This is a genomic window from Azospira inquinata, assembly GCF_018905915.1.
Classification (GTDB): Bacteria; Pseudomonadota; Gammaproteobacteria; order Burkholderiales; family Rhodocyclaceae; genus Azospira; species Azospira inquinata.
Genome location: NZ_CP064782.1, coordinates 467,317 through 487,532 on the forward strand (window position 1 = coordinate 467,317; position 20,216 = coordinate 487,532).

At 62.1% G+C, this 20,216-nt stretch carries 21 protein-coding genes; 8 read left to right on the top strand and 13 right to left on the bottom strand.

The genetic code is table 11. The annotated features are described in order from the left end of the window. Nucleotides 1-13 precede the first annotated feature (13 nt). From Azoinq_RS02060 to Azoinq_RS02075, 4 genes are all read left to right on the top strand, one after another. A complete protein-coding gene (locus tag Azoinq_RS02060; protein ID WP_216127085.1) occupies nucleotides 14-472 on the top strand; it encodes a CoA-binding protein in 459 nt (152 codons plus the stop codon). 19 nt (nucleotides 473-491) lie between these two features. After that, nucleotides 492-1,778 (top strand): O-acetylhomoserine aminocarboxypropyltransferase/cysteine synthase family protein, encoded by a 1,287-nt coding sequence (locus Azoinq_RS02065; RefSeq protein ID WP_216127082.1) that lies wholly within the window; start codon nucleotides 492-494, stop codon nucleotides 1,776-1,778. Nucleotides 1,779-2,451: 673 nt separating this feature from the next. Then, a complete protein-coding gene (locus Azoinq_RS02070; protein WP_216127079.1) occupies nucleotides 2,452-2,985 on the top strand; it encodes an RBBP9/YdeN family alpha/beta hydrolase in 534 nt (177 codons plus the stop codon). A gap of 303 nt (nucleotides 2,986-3,288) precedes the next feature. Next, a complete protein-coding gene (locus Azoinq_RS02075) occupies nucleotides 3,289-4,518 on the top strand; it encodes an Eco57I restriction-modification methylase domain-containing protein (protein ID WP_216127076.1) in 1,230 nt (409 codons plus the stop codon). A gap of 269 nt (nucleotides 4,519-4,787) precedes the next feature. Here Azoinq_RS02075 and rlmB read toward each other — a convergent pair whose 3' ends face one another. Further along, entirely contained in the window at nucleotides 4,788-5,540 is a 753-nt protein-coding gene (rlmB, locus tag Azoinq_RS02080) for a 23S rRNA (guanosine(2251)-2'-O)-methyltransferase RlmB (protein WP_216127073.1), read from the bottom strand. A 251-nt stretch (nucleotides 5,541-5,791) separates the two neighbouring features. Here rlmB and Azoinq_RS02085 point away from each other — a divergent pair, with 251 nt between their 5' ends. The 3 genes from Azoinq_RS02085 (at nucleotide 5,792) to Azoinq_RS02095 (ending at nucleotide 8,347) form a co-directional block, all read left to right on the top strand. Continuing rightward, nucleotides 5,792-6,715, top strand: a complete 924-nt coding sequence (locus tag Azoinq_RS02085) for an HDOD domain-containing protein (protein ID WP_216127070.1) — start codon at nucleotides 5,792-5,794, stop codon at nucleotides 6,713-6,715. Nucleotides 6,716-6,811: 96 nt separating this feature from the next. Beyond that, on the top strand, nucleotides 6,812-7,390 hold the full coding sequence (locus Azoinq_RS02090; protein ID WP_216127067.1) for a LemA family protein: 579 nt from the start codon (nucleotides 6,812-6,814) through the stop codon (nucleotides 7,388-7,390). 51 nt (nucleotides 7,391-7,441) lie between these two features. After that, entirely contained in the window at nucleotides 7,442-8,347 is a 906-nt protein-coding gene (locus tag Azoinq_RS02095) for a hypothetical protein (RefSeq protein ID WP_216127064.1), read from the top strand. A gap of 60 nt (nucleotides 8,348-8,407) precedes the next feature. Here Azoinq_RS02095 and Azoinq_RS02100 read toward each other — a convergent pair whose 3' ends face one another. The 6 genes from Azoinq_RS02100 to Azoinq_RS02125 all read right to left on the bottom strand — a co-directional run bounded on the left by Azoinq_RS02100 (nucleotide 8,408) and on the right by Azoinq_RS02125 (nucleotide 13,065). Further along, the gene (locus Azoinq_RS02100) at nucleotides 8,408-10,354 is read right to left on the bottom strand and encodes an ATP-binding cassette domain-containing protein (protein WP_216127062.1); all 1,947 of its coding nucleotides are present in this window, start codon (nucleotides 10,352-10,354) and stop codon (nucleotides 8,408-8,410) included. Between the two features lie 255 nt (nucleotides 10,355-10,609). Beyond that, complete coding sequence (locus tag Azoinq_RS02105; protein WP_216127051.1) at nucleotides 10,610-10,825, bottom strand: DUF3079 domain-containing protein; 216 nt, start codon at nucleotides 10,823-10,825, stop codon at nucleotides 10,610-10,612. Further along, a complete protein-coding gene (locus Azoinq_RS02110) occupies nucleotides 10,822-11,211 on the bottom strand; it encodes a hemerythrin domain-containing protein (protein WP_216127048.1) in 390 nt (129 codons plus the stop codon). Before Azoinq_RS02110 ends, Azoinq_RS02105 begins: the two co-directional genes overlap by 4 nt. 76 nt (nucleotides 11,212-11,287) lie before the next feature. Beyond that, nucleotides 11,288-12,415, bottom strand: a complete 1,128-nt coding sequence (locus tag Azoinq_RS02115; RefSeq protein ID WP_232368536.1) for a hypothetical protein — start codon at nucleotides 12,413-12,415, stop codon at nucleotides 11,288-11,290. Further along, on the bottom strand, nucleotides 12,381-12,668 hold the full coding sequence (locus tag Azoinq_RS02120) for a DUF2249 domain-containing protein (protein ID WP_216127045.1): 288 nt from the start codon (nucleotides 12,666-12,668) through the stop codon (nucleotides 12,381-12,383). Before Azoinq_RS02120 ends, Azoinq_RS02115 begins: the two co-directional genes overlap by 35 nt. A gap of 52 nt (nucleotides 12,669-12,720) precedes the next feature. After that, nucleotides 12,721-13,065 (bottom strand): metal-sulfur cluster assembly factor, encoded by a 345-nt coding sequence (locus Azoinq_RS02125; protein WP_216127043.1) that lies wholly within the window; start codon nucleotides 13,063-13,065, stop codon nucleotides 12,721-12,723. Between the two features lie 101 nt (nucleotides 13,066-13,166). On the opposite strand from Azoinq_RS02125, the gene Azoinq_RS02130 reads away from it, so the two are divergent. Further along, nucleotides 13,167-13,601 (top strand): RrF2 family transcriptional regulator, encoded by a 435-nt coding sequence (locus Azoinq_RS02130; RefSeq protein ID WP_216127040.1) that lies wholly within the window; start codon nucleotides 13,167-13,169, stop codon nucleotides 13,599-13,601. Nucleotides 13,602-13,922: 321 nt separating this feature from the next. On the opposite strand, the gene Azoinq_RS02135 is transcribed toward Azoinq_RS02130, so the two are convergent. The 6 genes from Azoinq_RS02135 to Azoinq_RS02160 form a co-directional block, all read right to left on the bottom strand. Then, nucleotides 13,923-15,428 carry a cytochrome D1 domain-containing protein gene (locus tag Azoinq_RS02135; RefSeq protein ID WP_232368593.1) on the bottom strand — a complete coding sequence of 502 codons (1,506 nt, stop codon included), beginning with the start codon at nucleotides 15,426-15,428 and terminating at the stop codon, nucleotides 13,923-13,925. A 110-nt stretch (nucleotides 15,429-15,538) separates the two neighbouring features. Further along, complete coding sequence (gene nirJ, locus Azoinq_RS02140; RefSeq protein ID WP_216127037.1) at nucleotides 15,539-16,750, bottom strand: heme d1 biosynthesis radical SAM protein NirJ; 1,212 nt, start codon at nucleotides 16,748-16,750, stop codon at nucleotides 15,539-15,541. Between the two features lie 272 nt (nucleotides 16,751-17,022). Next, entirely contained in the window at nucleotides 17,023-17,541 is a 519-nt protein-coding gene (ahbB, locus tag Azoinq_RS02145; RefSeq protein ID WP_216127024.1) for a siroheme decarboxylase subunit beta, read from the bottom strand. A 4-nt stretch (nucleotides 17,542-17,545) separates the two neighbouring features. Beyond that, entirely contained in the window at nucleotides 17,546-18,052 is a 507-nt protein-coding gene (locus tag Azoinq_RS02150; protein ID WP_216127021.1) for an Lrp/AsnC family transcriptional regulator, read from the bottom strand. Next, nucleotides 18,039-19,016, bottom strand: a complete 978-nt coding sequence (ahbB, locus tag Azoinq_RS02155; protein WP_216127019.1) for a siroheme decarboxylase subunit beta — start codon at nucleotides 19,014-19,016, stop codon at nucleotides 18,039-18,041. Before ahbB (Azoinq_RS02155) ends, Azoinq_RS02150 begins: the two co-directional genes overlap by 14 nt. Nucleotides 19,017-19,021: 5 nt before the next feature. Continuing rightward, nucleotides 19,022-20,197 carry a cytochrome D1 domain-containing protein gene (locus Azoinq_RS02160; protein WP_216127016.1) on the bottom strand — a complete coding sequence of 392 codons (1,176 nt, stop codon included), beginning with the start codon at nucleotides 20,195-20,197 and terminating at the stop codon, nucleotides 19,022-19,024. Nucleotides 20,198-20,216 lie beyond the last annotated feature (19 nt).

Here is a 20,216-nt window from a genome sequence, read left to right on the forward strand (position 1 = left end):
CAGGAGACGCCCCATGAGCGACATTGCCACCCTGCGCTCCGTCCTCAAGTCCTGCCACACCATCGCCGTGGTGGGGCTTTCCGCCGAATGGCACCGGCCCAGCTATTTCGCCGCCAAATACATGCAGGAACACGGCTACCGGATTATTCCGGTGAATCCCAAGTATCCGGAAATCCTCGGGGAAAAGTGCTACCCCAGTCTGGCCGCCATTCCGGAGCCGGTGGATATGGTGGATGTGTTCCGCAAGCCGGAGGATTGCCCCCCCATCGCCCGGGAGGCGGTGGCCATCGGCGCCAAGGTGCTCTGGCTCCAGCTCGGGGTGGTGAGCCCGGAAGCCCAAGCCATAGGGGAAGCCGCCGGGCTCACGGTAGTCATGGACCACTGCGTCAAAATCGAATACGCCCGGCTTTTCGGCGGCCTCAACTGGATGGGAGTGAATACGGGCATCGTTTCCTCCCGCCGCCCCACCTGACCTTTTTTCCGGAGTCCCCATGGCCGACCGCTCCTACGGCTTCGACACCCTCGCCCTCCACGCCGGACACATTCCCGATGCCGCCACAGGCAGCCGGGCCGTGCCCATTTACCAGACCACCTCCTACGTTTTCGATTCCCCGGAGCAGGCCGCCAGCCTCTTCAATCTGCAAACCTTCGGCAACGTCTATTCCCGCCTCTCCAATCCCACGGTGGCAGTGCTGGAAGAACGCATCGCCGCCCTGGAAGGGGGCCGGGCAGCCCTGGCCACGGCCAGCGGCATGGCCGCCACCAGCGTGGCCCTCCTGGCCCTGTGCCAGGCCGGGGACGAGATTGTCGCCAGCCGCCGCCTCTACGGAGGCACCTATTCCCAGCTGGACGTGAATTTCCGCAAACTGGGCATCCACACCGTCTTTGTGGAAGAAGACACCCCGGAGCATTTCGCCCGGGCCATCACCCCCAAAACCCGCCTCCTGTTTGCCGAAACCCTGGGCAACCCCAGTCTGGAGGTGCTGGACCTGGAAGGGGTGGGCCGGGTGGCCGCCCAGGCGGGCCTGCCCCTCTTCGTGGACAACACCTTCGCCAGCCCCTACCTGTGCCGCCCCTTCGACTGGGGTGGGGCGGTGGTGATCCATTCCGCCACCAAATTCATCGGCGGCCACGGTACCACCCTGGGGGGCCTGATTGTGGAATCGGGGAAATTCCCCTGGGACAATGGCAAATTCTTCTCCATGACCGAACCCAGCCCGGGCTACCACGGGGTGAAGTTCTATGAAACCTTCGGCAATTTCGCCTTCACCGCAAAATGCCGCATGGAGGTGCTGCGCACCTTCGGCCCCGCCCTCTCCCCCTTTAACGCCTTTCTCCTGCTCCAGGGCACGGAAACCCTGTCCCTGCGCATGGAGCGGCATTGCGCCAACGCCCTGGCCGTGGCCCAGTATCTGGAAGCCCATCCCCGGGTGGCCTGGGTCAATTACCCCGGGCTAGCCAGTAGTCCCCAGCGAGAATTGGCCCGAAAATACCTGCCCCGGGGCGCCGGCGCCGTACTCAGCTTCGGCATTAAAGGGGGGGCGGCAGCGGGCCAGCGCTTTATAGAAAAGGTCCAAATCCTCTCCCACCTGGCCAATATCGGGGATGCCAAAACCCTGGTGATCCACCCGGCCTCCACCACCCACCGCCAGATGACGGAAGAACAGCAACGGGCGGCGGGCATTTCCCCGGACCTGATCCGCCTCTCCGTGGGCCTGGAAACCCTGGATGACCTACTCTGGGACCTGGATCAGGCCCTGGCTCCGGACCATGGCTGAACTCGCCCGCAGGGGCGGGAGGCCGCCCGTCCCTGGGGCCTTGGCCACATTCCGGCCTATGCCCTCTTCCGTCGCCCCCACGCCCCAGCGCCCTGGCCCGGTTCTCCGGACCGCTACGCACGCCCCCTGGGCCCCCCCGACCGGGCGCCAAACTCCGCCCCGTCTTCCCCCCGTTCCCTCCGGCTCCGCCCGGGCCCGGCACCCGGCCGCCCCATGCGCGGCCCCGGGGAAAAGACTAGAATGGACGCCACTCTCCGAACGCCGTCCGCCCCATCCTCCAGCGGCCAGCACCCGGGAAAGGCTTTGGGAATGGCGCCTTTAGGGGATCGACCGGCAAACCCCGGTAGGCCGGGCACCTCGGACCGCCCCCAGGGCCAGAGGCAATTCCCCTCCGACCCCGAGGGCTTAGGGTGGGGAGCCCCGCCTTCCTCCCCGTTCCCGATGACCGTCGCCCCCGCTTTTTCCCGGGAGCACTACCAGGACCAGGGTCAAGGCAAAACCACGGCTTTTTCGGTAAAACGGAGAAACCCGAATACCCTGAACCGGGCTGCCGCCCCCTTGCCATCACGGCCCACCCACCGGGATCGGCCCTGAAAGCGGAGGGCCGCCCCTAAACGCCCTCCAACTTCAATTCCACCCCCCCCTGTCCCCGACCTTCACCGTTCCAGCCACCATGAACTCCCATTCCCCCGTCCTTATTCTTCCCGGCTACCAGGGCTCCGGCCCCAGCCATTGGCAATCCCGCTGGCAGGCCCTGCACCCGGAATTTCTCCGGGTGGAACAGGCCGACTGGGCCCATCCGGATTACCGGACCTGGCGGGACCGGCTTGAAGCGGCCGTGGCCGCCCTGCCCCAGCCCCCTATCCTGGTGGCCCACAGCCTGGGTTGCCTGCTCACCGCCTTCTGGGCAGGGGAAACCCGGCTGCCGGTGAAGGGCGCCCTGCTGGTGGCTCCCCCCAATTCCACCCGGCCGGACTTTCCCCCGGACATTTCCGGTTTCGGTGCCCCGCCCCGCCAGCCCCTGCCCTTTCCCACGGTGGTGGTGGCCAGCAGCGACGATCCCTACGGCTCCCTGGATTACGCCGCCGACTGCGCCGCCGCCTGGGGCGCCCGCTTTGTGGCCGTGGGGCCCCGAGGCCACATCAACGCGGACAGCGGCCTGGGGGACTGGCCGGAAGGTTACGCCCTGCTGGAAAGCCTGTTTTAAGCGCCCGGCCCCAGTAAGGGGAAACCCAGGCAGGTAGGGAAGATTTCGGCCAGGGGGCGGCCTTTCCTGCCTTTGCCTTTGCGTCTGCGGCCCCTATCCCGCCGCGCCAGGAGCCTTTCCGGCCACCGTTCCCGAGTGCTTCCCGGCCGCTACCGCCCCACCCCGTTTCCCCGTCCCTTCATGCCGCCTGGGAGCCACCGGCCCTTGGCGCTACAATAGCGCCGCTCTGCCGGAAGGGCGGTTATGCCGCTCCGAACCCGACCTCCCTTTTCCCTTGCTGCTGCACCGGATCGCTCGCCCTCCATGGATCAACTCAACGTCGCCCGCCTGGGCCAGGTTTTCACCCCGGACAGTCTGGTGGAGCGCATGCTCCAGCTGCGGCGGCGCCAGGGCCGGGTGCTGGAGCCCTCCGCCGGGGCCGGGGCTTTCAGCCGCCGCCTGCCGGACTGCGTGGCCATTGAGCTGGACCCCAAGGTGGCCCCCCCGGGCGCCCTGATCCAGGACTTTTTCGCTTACCCGGTCACCGAGCGCTTCGACACCATTATCGGCAACCCGCCCTATGTGCGCTTTCAGGACATCCAGGCCCAAACCAAGCGGCGCCTGGATCGGACCCTGTTCGACGGGCGTTCCAACCTCTACCTGTTTTTCATCGAAAAGGCGGTGCGCCATCTGAATCCGGGGGGGGAGCTGATCTTCATCGTGCCCCGGGATTTCATCAAGCTCACGGCGGCCAAAAAGCTCAATCGCTTTCTTTTCGACCAGGGCACCATCACGGACTTTTTCGAGACCGGGGATGCCCGGGTCTTCGACGGGGCGGTGCCCAACTGCGCCGTATTCCGCTTTGAAAAAGACCGGTTCGACCGGCGCCTGGAAGATGGCCGGACCTTCCATTGCGTGGACGGCCAGCTCCTTTTCCTCAAGGGGGATTACACCGTGCCCCTGGGAGACCTGTTCGAGGTGCGGGTGGGGGCCGTTTCCGGGGCCGACCCGGTCTTCCGCCATCCCCAGGGCAATGCGGAATTTGTCTGTTCCAAAACCGTGGATACGGGGGAAACCCGGACCATGATTTTCGGCATCCGCCACCCCCATCTGGAGCCCTACAAGCGCCGCCTCCTGGCCCGAAAAATCCGCCCCTTTGACGAAAGCAACTGGTGGATGTGGGGCCGGGTCCATCACCAGAGCGACCGGCCTCGGCTGTACGTGAATCAGAAAACCCGCCGGGCCCAGCCCTTTTTCCGCCACCCCTGCCCCAATTACGACGGCTCCATTCTGGCCCTGTTCCCCAAGGATCCGGAGATGGACCTGGACCTGGCCCAAGAGCTCCTCAATACGGCCGTGGATTGGCAGGAGCTGGGCTTTGTCTGCGACGGCCGCTACCTCTTCGCCCAGCGCTCCCTACAAACCTGCCTGCTTCCCGCCGCTTTCAACACCCTTAGGCACCTCCATCCGGTGGGCCAGCCCCCGGCCCCGCCCGTCGGGGATACGGCTAACACGACTGGGACGGCGGCCGCCTCGGACTTGAAGCGGGCTTAGGCGCCTGGCGGCCCCAGCGGAGGCTTGGGCTTGGGCTTGGGCTTGGGCTTGGGCTTGGGCTTGGGCTTGGGCTTGGGCTTGGGCTTGGAGCCAGGGTCCGGGTCGGGGCCCCCCCTTAACGCCCCCTTACCGGTTCGTCCCATTCACCGTGCCGGTCCGCTCCGTCCCGCCTTCCCCGGCGGAGTGCCCCCCAAAATCAGGCCACAAAAAAGCCGACCGGCAACACCGATCGGCTTATTAGGTTTTTCCGGCAAACCGGTCCGCTAGCCTTAGCTCCCCAAACGCCGCTTGGCCTCGAACAGGCACACCCCGGCGGCCACGGAGACGTTCAGGCTTTCTACCGCCCCGGCCATGGGGATGCGCACCAGCTGGTCGCAGTTTTCCCGGGTCAGGCGGCGCATGCCTTCCCCTTCCGCCCCCATGACCCAGGCAGTGCCCGTGGGCCATTGGGCGGTGTAGAGGTCGTCGCTCCCCTGGTCGTCCGTGCCGATGACCCAGATATTCCGTTCCTTCAGCTCCCGCAGGGTGCGGGCCAGATTGGTGACGGTGATGTAGGGCACGGTTTCCGCCGCCCCGCTGGCCACCTTGATGGCGGTCTGGGTCAGGCCCACAGCCCGGTCCTTGGGGGCAATGACAGCATGGGCCCCCACCGCATCCGCCACCCGCAGGCAGGCCCCCAGGTTATGGGGATCGGTGACGCCGTCCAGGATCAGGAGCAGGGCCGGTTCTTCCAGGGTATCCAGCACGTCATCCAGGGCGGGCTGGCGCTCGTTGGCATCCACCCGGGCCACCACGCCCTGGTGGCGCATCCCCGGGGCCATGCCGTCCAGGCGCTTGGCTTCCGTAGGAATGACCCGCACATCCTGGGCCTGGGCATGGCGCAGCAGATCCTTGGCCCGACCGTCCTGACGCCCCTGTTCCAGGTAGATTTCCTGAACGGCGGCCGGATTGTGGCGCAGCTTGGCGATGACGGCGTGGAAGCCGTGGATGAGACGGGAGGGGCGGGTGTCGTTCTGAGCCATGGGGAACCAAGGGGGAAAATCGGGAAAGGCCGCCATTCTAGTCCAGGGGGGCGAAACCTGCTGGAAAAGCGCGGTTAGGGTAGGATGATCCCCACAAGTAGGGATAAAGGGCAAATTTACGGAAATATTCCCTTGTTTCCGGCCGAGGGCCTCTCTAGTATGGAGAAAAAGCTCAAGAAATCCCGGGGGGCTCCGTTAAATCAGGAGCTTGGAGACAAATCTTAGCGTAACTTTTTAAGCGCCACGCCATCATGCTCGATCAAGCCCTGCCCAATCTGGATTCCTGGGTCAGCTATTTCAGTCAGGAAAACCTGCCCATCCTGCGCCGTACCGCCCGGCAGCTGGCGGCTGCCCGGGAAAATATTGACGACATCAATGGCCGGGATATTGCCGCCATCGTGCTCCAGGACCCCCTGCTCACGGTGCGGGTGCTGGCCTACATCCAGCCCATGGCCAATCAACGGCTGCGCAACGACATCACCACCATCGACCAGGCCATTGTGATGCAAGGGGTGGAGCCCTTCTTCCGCCGCTTTGAAAACCTGCCGGTGGTGGAAGATGGCCTCAGCGCCCATCCCCAGGCCCTTCTGGGGATGCTGCACACGGTGCGCCGGGCCCAGCGGGCGGCCCGCTACGCCAACGACTGGGCCTACTGGCGCCACGACATGAATGTGGAAGAAGTGGTGGTGGCCACCCTGCTCCACGAGCTGGCGGAAATCCTTATCTGGTGCTTTTCCCCCACCCTGGCCCTGCGCATCAAAGCCATGAAGCGCATGGACCGGAATCTGCGCAGCACCGTGGCCCAGCACGCCGTGCTGGGGGTGACCCTGGCGGACATCCAGCAGGCCCTGTGCCGGGCCTGGCACCTGCCCGAGCTGATGATTACCCTGACCGACGACAAACAGGCGGACCATCCCCGGGTGCGCAATGTGCTCCTGGCCATCAATCTGGCCCGTCATTCCGCCGAAGGCTGGGACGACGCGGCCCTGCCCGACGACTACAAGGACATTGCCAATCTCCTGCACCTGAACCTGGATACGGTGAAAAAGCGTATCGGGGTGCCGGAAGCGGTAGTAGAGCCTGAGGAAGAAAACGCCCCGGCGGATGCCGAGACCGGGACCCCCCCGGCCCCCTCAGTCTCCCCGGCCCCGACAGACCTTCCCCCCGCCCACTGAAGCTGTCACCGGCGCCCCAGGCCCGGACGAGACGGCTGGGGGCGGGATCGGTATGATGGCCGAGTTTTCCCTTTCCCCTCTGCTTCGGGAGTATCCATGAGCATCTCCTCCATGATCGGCCTGGGTGTGGCTGTGGTGGCCGTTTTCTATGGCATTACCCTCTACAACGGCCTGGTGACCCTGAAACACAACGTGGCCCGGGCCTGGGCCAATATTGACGTGCTTCTCAAGCAACGTCACGACGAACTGCCCAAGCTGGTGGAAGTCTGCAAGCAGTACAAGGAATTCGAGCAAAGCACCCTGCAAAAGGTCATTGAGGCCCGGGCCCAGGTGCATAACGCCCGGGAACAGCAGGACATGGCCGCCCTGGGAGGCGCGGAAGGCGCCCTGCGCCAGGGCCTGGGGCGCCTCTTTGCCGTGGCCGAGGCCTACCCGGACCTGAAGAGCAACGAAAGTTTCATGCAGCTGCAACAGCGCATTTCCAACCTGGAAAACGCCATTGCGGACCGTCGGGAGCTGTACAACGAAGCGGTGAATATCAACAACGTGCGGGTGGAGCAGTTCCCGGATGCCCTCATCGCCGCCCTGTTCCACTTCGGCCCCCGGGCCCTGCTGGAATTTTCCTCCACGGAAAAGGCGGATGTGGATATGGCCGCCCTCTTCAAGCAATCCTGATCCCCTCCCCCCGGCGGCCCCGGGCATCCCGGGCCGCCTGTCCCCTCGCCTATGCTGGAAAAATTACAGCAGCAATACGCCCAACTGCTCACCTCCGGGGTTCAGGTGGTGCTGGTCATTTTTGGCTTCAAATTAAACAGCAGCCTGGGCTGGACCGTGATCCTGGCCCTGGTGGCGGGCCTCAGCCTGCTGGCCTGGAGCAGCACCCTGAGCCGCCGCCGGGCCATTGCTGACACCCCCACCGCCAAGGTGGCCTCCGCCGCCCAGGGCTATGGGGAACTGGAAGGCCGGGGCCGGGCCCTGGAAGGCCAGCCCCTGCTGGCCCCCCGCTCCCTCCTGCCCTGCCTCTGGTACCGCTATCAGGTGGAGGAAAAGGACAGTGACAATAACTGGAAGGTAGTGGATCAGGGCCGCAGCGACGCTTGCCTGATTCTGGAAGATGAAACGGGCCAATGCCTAGTGGACCCGGCGGGGGCGGAAATTCTCACCCAGCACAAGGACACCTGGACCCTGGGGGACCAGCGCACCACCGAGTGGCTGCTCCAGATCGGCGATCCCCTCTATGCCCTGGGCCAGTTCCGCACCCTCACCGGAGGAGACAGCCTGTTGGACCCGGCAGAAGACGTAAAGCTGTTGCTGGCGGAATGGAAAAAGCAGCCGGAAACCCTGCTACGCCGCTTTGACCTGGACGGTAACGGGGAACTGAGCATGGAAGAATGGGCCCTGGCCCGTCAGGCCGCCCGGCGGGAGGTGGCCAAGGAACGCCAGGCGGTGCAGGCCCAGCCCGACGTCCATATTCTGGAAAAGCCCCGAGATGGCCGTCCCTACTTGCTTTCCAACTATTCCCAAAGCGCCCTGGCACGCCGCTACGGCCTCTGGGCCCTGTACCACCTGAGCGTCTTTTTCCTCAGCCTGGGGGCCATTCCCTGGGCCCGCCACTTTTATCTGGCGGGCTAGGGGGCAACACCGGCCGGGGCAGTCTCCTGCCCCGGAGCCCCGAAGACCCAGCGCCCCCGCTTAACCCGCCTGGCCGTTGGCCTTGGCCTCCAGGGCTTCCCAGCGTTCCAGCAGCACCATCAATTCTTCGTCAATTTCCCCCAGGCGGGCGGAAAAGCGCTGGGCTTCCTGGGGATTGGCCTGGTACAGGGTGGGATCTTCCAGGCGCTGGGTGAGACCGGCCTGTTCCGCCTCCAGGGCGCTGATCCGGTCCGGCAGGGTCTCCAGCTCCTTGGTTTCCTTGTAGGACAGTTTCACCGCCTTGGGCTTGGCGCTCTTCCCCCCTTCCGCCGGGACCTTGGCCTTGTCCGCCTCCCGTTCCGCCTTGGCGGCCTGGGCTTCCGCCGCCTTCACCTTGGCGTGGTAGGCCGCCCAATCGCTGTAGCCCCCCGCGTATTCCCGCCACAGGCCGTCCCCTTCGGCGGCGATGGTCTGGGTCACCACATTGTCCAGGAAGGCCCGGTCATGGCTCACCAGGAACAGGGTGCCGTGATAGTCCTGGAGCAGGGATTCCAGGAGCTCCAGGGTTTCGATGTCCAAGTCGTTGGTGGGCTCGTCCAGCACCAGCACATTGGCGGGACGGGCGAAGAGCCGGGCCAGGAGCAGCCGGTTGCGCTCCCCCCCGGAGAGGGATTTCACCGGGGAGCGGGCCCGTTCCGGGGCGAAGAGAAAATCCCCCAGATAGCTGATGACGTGCTTTTTCTCCCCGCCGATATCCACGAAGTCGGACCCGGGGGAAATCACGTCCGCCAGGGCCGCCTCGTCATCCAGCTGGACCCGGAACTGGTCGAAATAAGCCACTTCCAGCTTGGTGCCCCGGCGCACACTGCCCGAATCCGGCTCCAGTTCCCCCAGAATGAGGCGCAGCAGGGTGGTCTTGCCCGCCCCGTTGGGGCCGATCAGGCCCACCTTGTCCCCCCGCATGAGGCGGCAGGAAAAATCCCGGATCACGGTACGTTGCTGGGCACCGCTGGCAAAGCTCTTGCTCACATGGTCCAGCTCGGCCACCAGCTTGCCGCTTTTTTCCCCCGCATCCACCGCCAGACTTACCTTGCCCTGGCGATCCCGCCGGGCCGCCCGTTCCCGCCGCAGGGCTTCCAGACGCCGCACCCGGCCTTCGTTCCGGGTGCGCCGGGCCTCAATGCCCTTACGTATCCACACCTCTTCCTGGGCCAGGAATTTATCGAATTTGGCATTGACCACAGACTCATCCGCCAGCATCTGTTCCTTGCGGGCCAGATAGGTGGAAAAACTGCCAGGGAAACTGGTCAGGATGCCCCGATCCAGTTCCACGATACGGGTCGCCACATGTTCCAGAAAAGCTCGGTCGTGGGTGATGAACAGGAGGGTGAGGCGGGACTCCAGGAGCAGGTTTTCCAGCCATTCAATAGCCGCCACGTCCAGGTGATTGGTGGGCTCGTCCAGAAGCAGCACCTCCGGTTCACTGGCCAGGGCCTGGGCCAGGGCCAGGCGTTTTTTCTGGCCGCCGGACAGGCTGCCCACCCGGGCCTCCGGATTGAGGCCGAAGCGCTGCATGGCCTGCTCGGCCCGGGCCGTGTAGGACCAGGCCCCCAGAGTCTCCAGCTCCCCCTGCAAGCGGGTCAGGCGGGCCAGCAGAGCTTCCTGATCCCCCTTGCCCTCCGCCAGCTGGACGGAAACCTGGTGGTATTCCCCCAGCAGCCGGGAGGTTTCCCCCATGCCCGCCACCACCGCCTCATACACCGTGTCTTCCGGGGCAAAGGGCGGCTCTTGGGGCACATAGGCGAGGCGCATGCCTGGCTGGCGCCAGGCCTCCCCGTCGTCCAGGTGGCTCAGCCCGGCCAGGGCCGAGAGCAGGGAAGATTTGCCCGTGCCGTTACGACCGATCAGGGCGACCCGCTCCCCCGGGTCCAGCTGGAATTCCGCATGATCCAACAGGGGCACATGGCCGAAAGCGAGGGAAGCATCCTTGAGTTGCAGATAGGGCACGGTGGGGGTCGCCAGAAAGAAAGGGGGCTATTTTACCGTTCATCGGGGAAAGGCCGGGGGATAGGGCGCTGATCCGGGAAAAACAGGCCTCCCAGCTCCCCCTATTCAGCTCCCGGGGAAGGATGAATCCCGGCAGAAAGGGGGCGTCACCGGGGCTCCGTTTTAGATCGGGGCCCCCTCGGTGACCACCCTCCCGCCCTCCCCAGGGCGGGAAAGGGGAGGTTCAGGCAAGCAAGAGGGCCAAGGGAGCCGGGGTCACGGCTTTGCCCCCGGAGAAGCCGCCGCCTCGGGCTCCGGCTCCAGATCCCAGTCACCATATTCGAGCCAGTCTTCGCCGAACAATTCCTGGGGATGGGGAGTCCGCTCCGAACCATTGCCGCAACTGAGGGCATTGACGGCGCAGTATTTGTCACACCCCCAGCAGATGCGCTCCGGATGCTTGGGATGGAGAGGAATTTTCTTGGTCGTCATACCGGTTTCAAGGCCTGCACCGCTTCAAACAGCTCCCGTTCTTCAAAACGGACGTGGTCGGCCAACAGATGGGCAAAGCTGGCCAGGGTCTCCCTCTCCGCCTGGGTTGCCAGGGCATGGGCCAGCTGTCGCAGTTTTTTGTGGTCCGCCACCGTCCGATCCGCCAACAGGGGCTCGCCCCCCGTTTCCAGCAGGGGCAGGAGGTCCAACTCCTCCCGAAGGAAATGGGGGTCCAGGGTCAGGGGAAATTCCTGTACCACCAGCCGGGCCGCTGCCAGAACCGCTTCATCATCGCCGGTTTCGGCGGCCAGACGGGCTTTGCGGGCCAGTTTCAGGGCCCCATGATGCTCCCGGGAGAGCTGGAGAAGCGCCGCATGTCGTTTCATTTTTTCCTATCCGAGGAAAGGGCGGAAAGGGGACCGGGACGGGGGGAGACCTTTTCCCTGGAAGAACGGGAGGCCATTAGCGGCCTCCGGGCGTCTCTTTCCGTCCCCGAATAACGCTGACCACCACGGTAACAATGAACAGGGCCAGGGCCACCCCATTGAGGAGTCCGCCCAGGTGGCGCAGGGGGAAACGGTCCGCCAGGCTGCCACACACCCGCAACACCAGGGAACCGTGCAATACCACCAGGGGCAGGTAAAGAACCGGCGTATAGGGAATTTTGACCCGCACCACCGCCGGAAAAATAATCGGCGCGTGACCCAGGATCATGGAAAACACAAAGCCCAGACAGACCCCATGGAGGGTAGCGTCCCGCCAGGGATGCCCGGGCAGCAGGCCGCCGGCCAGACCAAGGCCACCGGCCAGGGCCAACCAGCCGTAGCCGGAAAGGAGACACACGGCAATGAAGCGGGTCAGGCCCTGCTGATGAACATTGCGCCGGGCCAGGTCATAGCGTAGCAGCCAGAGGGCCAGGGCCAGCATCCCGGCGGAAAACAGGGCCAGGCCCCCTGCCAGGCGCCAGAACGCGATGGCGGCACCGACCAGAATAATGGTCACGATAAGGGCAAACAGCTTGGCTGCCCCGGGCGGGGTGGGCAGGAAACGGGTCATTTCCAGCCGTTCCCCCGCAATGGTGAGAATCAGGAATCCCAGCCACCAGGGCACCACCGCCCCCAGGGAACCGTCCAGGAGCCAGACCAGACTGCCCACCAGCCAGCAGGCCGCGCCGATCACCAACACCACGGTAAAGGTAGCAAACACCCGCTTCAAGACCTGGAGGCTGGCCCCCACCATGATGGTCGCGGCAGCGATGGCGAGGACCTGGGGCAAAAGGAGGGGCGCTCCGGCCAACAGGGCCAGGCCGCTGAATCCGGCCACCAGGGGCGCCAGATAGGCCCAGCGCCGGGCCAGGGCCACGGCCCGTTCCAGGCTGATCACCGTGCCGAGAAAGGCGGAAATCATCAACACCCCGTGGCCGGAGGCCGCCTCAGCCGTAATGTCGGGGGTTACCCAACCCAGCCGGGCCAAGCCTGCCAGGACCCCGGCAACCAGGGACAGCATGCCTAGCAGCAGAAGCGGCAACCGGGCCGCGGGGCGTAGGTCGGCCATGTTAGTGGGCGCAGCAATGACCGGAGGAGCAGGCATCACCCTCACCGGCAGGCTTGCCGATTCTCACCTGCCAGACATCGGGACCGGACGCCAGGTAATCCCAGGTAAACCGGCCTTGGGACTCGGCCTGGAACTGGTAGTAGAGGGGCTTGGGATCATGGTCGTTCACCAGCAGCAGGGCTTCCCCGGCGGCCAGTTGATCGAAGGTGCCGAAAATCAGGGGATGGCGGTAGCGGGGCTCAACGGTGCGAACGTCGATGGTGGTTTTCACATTCTGTGCACTGCTCATGGTTTGCCTCTAAGGGTCGTGGGGAAAAAAGAGTGAGGTCGGGGCCCGGGCCCTAATCCGGCGTCCAGCCGAAATGGTCCTTTGCCGCCTGGGTCATCATGGCCGGGTTCCAGGGCGGCTCCCAGACCAGGCGGACGTCCACCGTCAGGTGTTCCGGCAGGGTCTCTGTCAGGGCCGTCACCACCTCGTCATGAATCATGTCCCCCATGGGGCAGGCCGGAGAGGTCATGGTCATTTCAACCAATACCTGGTCGGGCGAAATATCGACCCGATAAACCAAGCCCAGGGCAACGATGTTCATGCCGATTTCCGGATCGATGACTCCGCTGAGAATGTCCCGGATGGCCGACTCATCCACCGGCGTGCCGGTGGGGGTGCTGACAGGTGTGGTGGTCATGGCGTCACTTAAAGCTGTATAATTTTTACATGTTAACCATAGCACCAGCCCTTCCCTAAAGCAATATATTATTTACCGCTTAACAGACCGGGCCCGGCACCATGAAACTTTCCTCTTTTTCCGACTACACCCTGCGTGTCCTGATGTACCTTGCCATTCACCGAGACCGCCTGGCGACGATCCCGGAAATCGCGGCGGCCTACGGCATTTCAGAAAATCACCTGATGAAGGTGGTGCATCAACTGGTGCGGGGAGGCACCCTGGAATCGGTGCGGGGCAAGGGGGGCGGCATTCGTCTGGCCCTGGCTCCGGAGCAGATCCGGCTCGGGGCCGTGGTACGGGCCAGCGAAAGCGGCGCCCCCATCGTGGAATGTCTTTCCGAAGATCGGGGCAGCTGCCGCATCGCCCCGGCCTGCCACCTCACGGGCATATTGGTGCGGGCCTTTGATGCCTTGTACAAAACCCTGGACGAATACACCCTGGCCGACCTAGTCCGCACACCCCAGACACTGGAAACCCTGCTCTCCGCTCCCTGAACGGCCCCCCAGATCGCCCTCTATCAAGCCTTGGGAAAGACAAAAGAGGCTTCTGTAGTTCGCAGAACTTCGTGGGGAAACGGCCCCCATCCCGCCGACGCTCCCGCCCACCGGGAAGGAAGAAAAGGGAGAAAACCTCTCGCAGAAAACGGAAGGGGCAGGAAAGCCCTTCAGAGCAATCAACCGATAGGCCACCCCAAACACCCCAGGGAGGGTTAGGTCGTCCGGGGCATTCCTCAAGCCCCGTTTCCATCCATCATCAATTCACCTCGGCTGAATTATCGGCAGAGCAAAACCGATAACCCAGCCATACAAATATGCTTAATGGCTAGTCCCTTCCGACCGATTTATTTTATTCCACACATTATATTTACCGATCGGCTTACTCATTGGAATACGCTTCACCTCTTTCAGGGTCACTCCATCGAATACGATAATGGCGCCCTTATTCTCCATTAAGCTCGCCAAGGCATAGCGCCCATCCCGGGTGAATTCCACATGGGCCAGGGTTTTTCCGGGCTCCGGCGTCAGGTTTTTGACGACAGTCAGGCTTTCCTTATCAATCACCTGCAAGGTATCCTTGCAAGCCGGGCTCATCATGGAATCCACAAAGGCATAACGGGAATTTTCATGGCTGCGCAGGAAAAAACCCGGACCGCAGGTCGGAATTTCCTTAATCGGCTGCCAGGTTTCCATATCAATAATGGAAACCCGCCCCTCTTTCAGATTGGTGGTCGCCATGACCATCCGCCCCTTCCATTTCCAGGTAATACCGGAGCCGAGATGGGGCATTCCCGCCAGGGGCAGATCGGCAATTTTTTTCCTCACATCCAGGCTAATCACCTGCCCCATGCCTTCCCGGGAGGTTCCCATCACCTCTGAGTAGGAGGCGTTAAAAAAGAAATCATCCAACGGAGCCGCCAGCTGAATACGCCGCGGATTCAAAAAGCCCGGCTTACCCAGCCCCTCCTGCATTTTGTAGTCATGGACATAACCATCAAAAATCGGGGCGGCGTTCGGGTCATAACTGATTTCCCAGACTTCCGGAATATCTTTAAGGGCCGCAATAAAGCTTTTGCGGGGCGCCGCATCGTACACCGCCGATACTCGGGAACTGTCTTTTCCGTCCAAACTAGTGGCGGGAAGGATTTTTATCAATTGCAAATCCCCGTCCAATAAAACCAGGTTACGGGGCAAATAATTGGCCGCAATTACGTATTTGCCATCATCGCTGATAGCCAGGTTGCGGGTATTAATGCCGACCCGGATTTCCGCAAGGATTTTGAATTTCCACAAATCAAATTTCGTCAGCCAGCCATCCCGGGAGGCAAAGTACACATAGCGGCCATTGGGAGAAAATTTCGGCCCCCCATGGAGGGAAAAGCGGGAGGCAAAGCGGTAAATCGGCGTCAGGCTATCCCCATCCAGAATGGACACATGGTGGTCCCCCCCCTCCACCACCACAAACAGATTCAAGGGGTCTCCCTTGAAAACCGGCTTGTCATCCAAAGACGGGGCTTCCTTGTTTTCCACCCTCGACGCTTTAATATCCGCCGACGTCCACTGGGGCGCAGGAAACACGGGGGTATAAATCCATCCAGCCAGGGCGCGGATCTGGGCATCGCTCAAGGTAGGGGCAAATCCCTGCATCTGGGTGGCGGGGCGGCCTTCCCCGATGACCTTGATGGCCTCTCCCTGACGCAGGCGTTCCAGATTTTCCGGCAGCAAGGCTGGGCCCATTCCCCCCCGGCGGTCGGCGCCATGGCAACTGGCACAATGCTGGGCAAACAACTGGGCGGGCCCCCCTGCCCCCCCTTCGTCGGCCATGGTCTGCTCACAGGCGATCCAGGCCCCCAGCATCAGCAGGCACAGAATGGTCAAGCCTCTGCCCAGGCTTCCGGGCCAGGGCAGAGAGAAAAAGGAAAACGGGGAGCGGCTCATGGCAGGACTTTCAGGGGAATAAGAGTTTTCTCAAGGGCCTGGGCGGACGCTTCAGGGGACATACCAATTTCCCTATCCTCCAGATAGCAACCCGGATCTTCTGACCAGGGATCACCGGTCAGCTGTTGGGCCCTCACCCGGGTATTTCCATTGCAAATATCCAGGTATTGGCATTGGCCACAGCGGCCGGTCACCGGGCGGGGATGCTGTTTCAGGCCCGCCATGAGGGGATCAGAAACGTCATTCCAGATTTGGCCAAAGGGTCTGTCTCGCACACTGCCCAAGGGGTAATGCCACCACATGGTGTCCGGATGAACGATACCCAGGTTGTCGATATTGGCCACATTCACACCGCTGGAATTGCCGCCCCAGCGCTGAAGCATGGCTTTGACGGTTGCGGCTTTATCGGGGAAATTTCGCGCCACCCAAAGGAGGAGATATACCCCGTCCGCATCATTATTCCCGGTCACAAATTCTTTTGTTCCCCCCTTTTGAATATTTTCCAAACAGGTGGAGAACAATAAATCCATCGCCCGGCGGATAGTCAGATGCAGGGCGTCTGATTTTCTATTTTTATTGCCCCGCCCGGCATAATTGAGATGGGAGAAATAAAACTTATCAATATTTTCCGCCTCCACCAGTTTTAAGATGGCAGGAAAATCCTGGGCATTATTTTCTGTCATGGTGTAGCGCAGCCCCACTTTCACACCACGGGCCTGGCACCGCTTTATACCGGCCAGGGAGGCATCATAGGCCCCCTGGCTGCGGCGAAACTGGTCATGGGTCGCCCCGATACCATCCAGGCTAATCCCCACGTAATTAAAACCCGCTTCGGATATTTTATCCGCCAGACCGTCGTCAATCAGGGTTCCATTGGTGGATAAACCCACATAAAAACCCAGGGCTTTAGCCTGGGCTGCCACCTGGAAAATATCGGGACGCAGGAGGGGTTCCCCCCCCGAAAGAATAATGGCCGGGACGTGAAAAGCTTTCAGGTCCTCAAGTACGGCAAAGATTTCCTGGGTAGATAATTCCCCGGGGAAATTGGTATCGGCGGAAATGGAATAACAATGGAGGCAATTCAGATTGCATCGCCGGATCAGATTCCAGATGACGATGGGACCGGGTCTATTGCCCCCCGGTTTCCGGCGGCTCTGGTCCCCGGTGGGGGAAGAAACTTCCTTCAAAAACTGAGAGACGCGCAGCATATTTCCTCCGGAACCAAATTTTCCTCATTGCAAACGACAAACCAGGCCCTGTCCTTGACTTGTATCAATTTGATTCCGGCAGCCCCTCTGGGAGTTAGTTCCCCGCCAATATGCCCAAGCGGTATCTCCTGCCTTCGGGGATTTTTGCCGTTGCAAGGGGCAGCTAATTGGTCACTTTCGCCTTGGCGCCGGGGGCTTCTTTTCCCCCTCCTTTTCTGCCCAATCGGCAGAAAATTAATGCAAATAGAATCGCAAAATATTCCAAAAGGAATTCACCGATATTCCGGTGTGGGTGCAATCCGCAGCCCCGTTTTTTTCAGAATACGGGAAGAGAACAGAACGTCGTGGGAACGGAGAATGTCTTTGCCAAATTCTCGGCCTAGGGTTTCCGCCAGGGCATCCACTTGAACCATCACTTCGTCCCGTGATTTGCCATGCACCATGGCAAAGAGATTAAAGGGCCAATCGGGAAGCCGGCGGGGACGACGATAGCAATGGGTGACCTGGGACAGGGCCCCAAATCTTTCCCCCACCCGGTCCACAAATTCGTCCTGCACATCCCAAACGGTCATCCCGTTGGCCACGTATCCCAGGGCGTAATGATTGGGAACGGCGCCGATACGACGAATCACGCCCCGATCCAACATATGCTGCAACCGGGCCAAGACCAATTCCGGAGAACACCCCAGGGATTCGGCCAGCCTTTGGTAGGGTCGGCTGACCAGGGGTAGACCTTCCTGGGTTGCCAGCACTAGGCGGCGATCAAGTTCATCCAGGTCCCTTGAATCCATGGGGTCAGGCCCTTAACTGTAGATTGACGAAGTATTCCCGCTCTTTGGGAAAGGCAAAAACCGGCAGCCCGGTGGCTCCTTGAATGCGCTCAATCACCCCAGGAATCCCCTCGGGGGTTTCCGTCGCCAGGACAAACCACATATTGAATTTGTGGTTACGGCGATAGTTATGGGCAACTTCCATAAAATGGTTAACCACGGCACAGACCTGATCAAAACGGTCTTCCGGCACGCTCATGGCCGCCAGGCAAAACGCTCCCCCCATCCGCTCAATTTGGAACAGGGGGCCGAACCGGGACAACACCCGCCGGTCCAGCAAGCGTTGCAGGCGGGAGAGCAATTCGGACTCCCCCATCCCCAGCTGGGAGGCCACCTGGGCATAGGGTTCGGCACAGAGGGGAAAGCCCCCCTGCATACAGTTGATAATCGCCCGGTCCGTGGCGTCCAGGGCCTCTCCGGCCCCCAGACTATCCGCAGAGGGCGCCCCTCTTGGGCGCTTATCTTGTCCCATAGCAGGCCCCCTGTTGTTTGTACTGGCGTAGGGAAAACAAAATCTCATGGGGCCACCCATCCAGCCCCAGCTTTCGCCCAATGGACTCCCGTAGGGCCATCACCTCCTCCCGAGCCTTGCCATGGATCATGCAATAGAGGTTATAGGGCCAGTCGGGCAGTGCCCGCCGCCGCTGGTAACAGAGGGTGACGCCGGCTTCCTGCCCGAGCAAGGGCCCCAAAACCGGCACCTGCTCATCGGGCACGTTCCAGACGCACATGGCATTGGCCACATACCCCAGTTCCGCATGGCGCAACACCACCCCGAAGCGTTTCAACACCCCTCCTTCCAAACATCGGTCTAGCACCGACAGCAGGTCCGCCTCCGTCAATCCCAGGGTCTCCGCCAGATCATGGTAAGGCCGGGGCACCAGGGGCAGACCTTTTTCCAGGCCCCCCAGGGTCAACCGCTCCCCCTGGGTGAGCCGAACCGGTGTTTTTTCCTGGGGAAAAGCGCTGGCTTTTTTCTGCCCCCCCAGGAAGTCAAAGCCCAGGTCAATATGGAATGACGCCTCCATGGGCAAGACAATCAGGGGGTGGGCATGGTGCCGGGCCATATGGGCCAAGACGGAATCCAGATGGGTCTGATCCGAGGCAGTGACCACAAACCAAAGGTTGTAGTCATTCTCCCGGCGGTAATTGTGGTTCACCTCCGGATAATCGCTGATTAAAGCGGCGACCCGCTCCAACTCCTGGTCGGGAACGGCCATGGCGGCCAGGGTGCTCTGGCCGACCCGGCCTGAGGCGAAAACGGGGCCGATCCGGCTAATCAGGGATTGGGCTTGAAACCGGCGATAAAGCCCCAGGGCGGTCTCCTCCCCACAGCCCACCGTTTCCCCTATGGCGGCGAAAGGCCGGGAACACAGGGGAAAGTTATGCTGGAAGTCATTCAACAGACGTTGTTCAAGCGCCGAAGAATTCAACATAAGGGTTAAAACCCGATACGGGCCGCACGGGACGTAAAGAAAATACCGCTGGGACTTTCCGCCGAAAGGGTTGCGGTGGGCCGATGGGTCCGGGTGTCGTAGACCGTGACCTTATTATCGTCCCGAGCCGAAATCCAGACGCTCTCCCCCCTGGGGGTGAACTCCAGGTGGAGAACGGCGCGCCCCGGTTCAATGGTTTCCATGACCTGATCCCTGAGGGTATCGATAATCTGCACGTAGCCATTATCCGGGAAGGCAAAATTGGCCCAGATCTCCCGTCCGTCCGGGCGGGCCATGACGAAGACCGGCTGGCTTTTCACCGGAATACGATCAATTTCCTGCCAGCTCCGGGTATCCACCACCAATATTTCGTGGTGCCCGATGGCGGGCAGATAAATCTTGTTTCCGGCAACGGCCCAGCCGCGCAGGTGGGGCATCTTGTAAACCGGCAGAGGCTGTTCTCCCCGGCCATAGCCGCTCAGGATTTTCCGCACCCCCTGCTCCGGCTTCCAAGTATCCAATAGGGCCAGACCATCTTCCCCAAACAGACCGGCCAGATAATAGCGGCCATCCGGGGTCACCAGGCCGTCATAGGGCTGTTTGCCCGCGGCAAATTTCTGGGTTTGGGGATGGGCCGGGTCGCTGAGGTCGGTGATGCGAATTTCACCGGCATCAAACAAGGCATAGGCAAACCGGTTGCCGGGAAGGTCGGCCAGGCCAACCACCTTGGAACGCTTGCCTTCCTGGCCGTAATAGGCGGGAATATCCGCCAGTAAATCCAGGGTCTGGGCGTCAAAAGCCTTGATACCGCCCGGTTCATAGTTTTGGGCGACAAGCAGCTTGCCGTCCTGGGAAATGGCGCCGCCAATGGAATTTCCCGCTTGCACCACCCGCTTAACCAAGGTGCCGGTGAGCAAGTCCACCTTGCTGATCGCCCCGTCCCGGCCGAAAACGTAGGCATATCGCCCGTCCCGGGAAAAGACGGCGGAGGCGTGGGACAAATCCCCCAGTCCGCTAACCTTGGTAAGGATGGCGTTCTTGCTGGTGTCCACAATTTCCACCCGCCCCGCGGCACGCTCAATCACCACCCCCAGATCTCCGCTGCCCCGTAGGGCGGCCGGTTGGCTGGCGCAACCAGCAAGAAGGAGGATTAAGCACAGTACTATCGGATTATTTTTCATGGCTCCGCCCCTTGGTCAG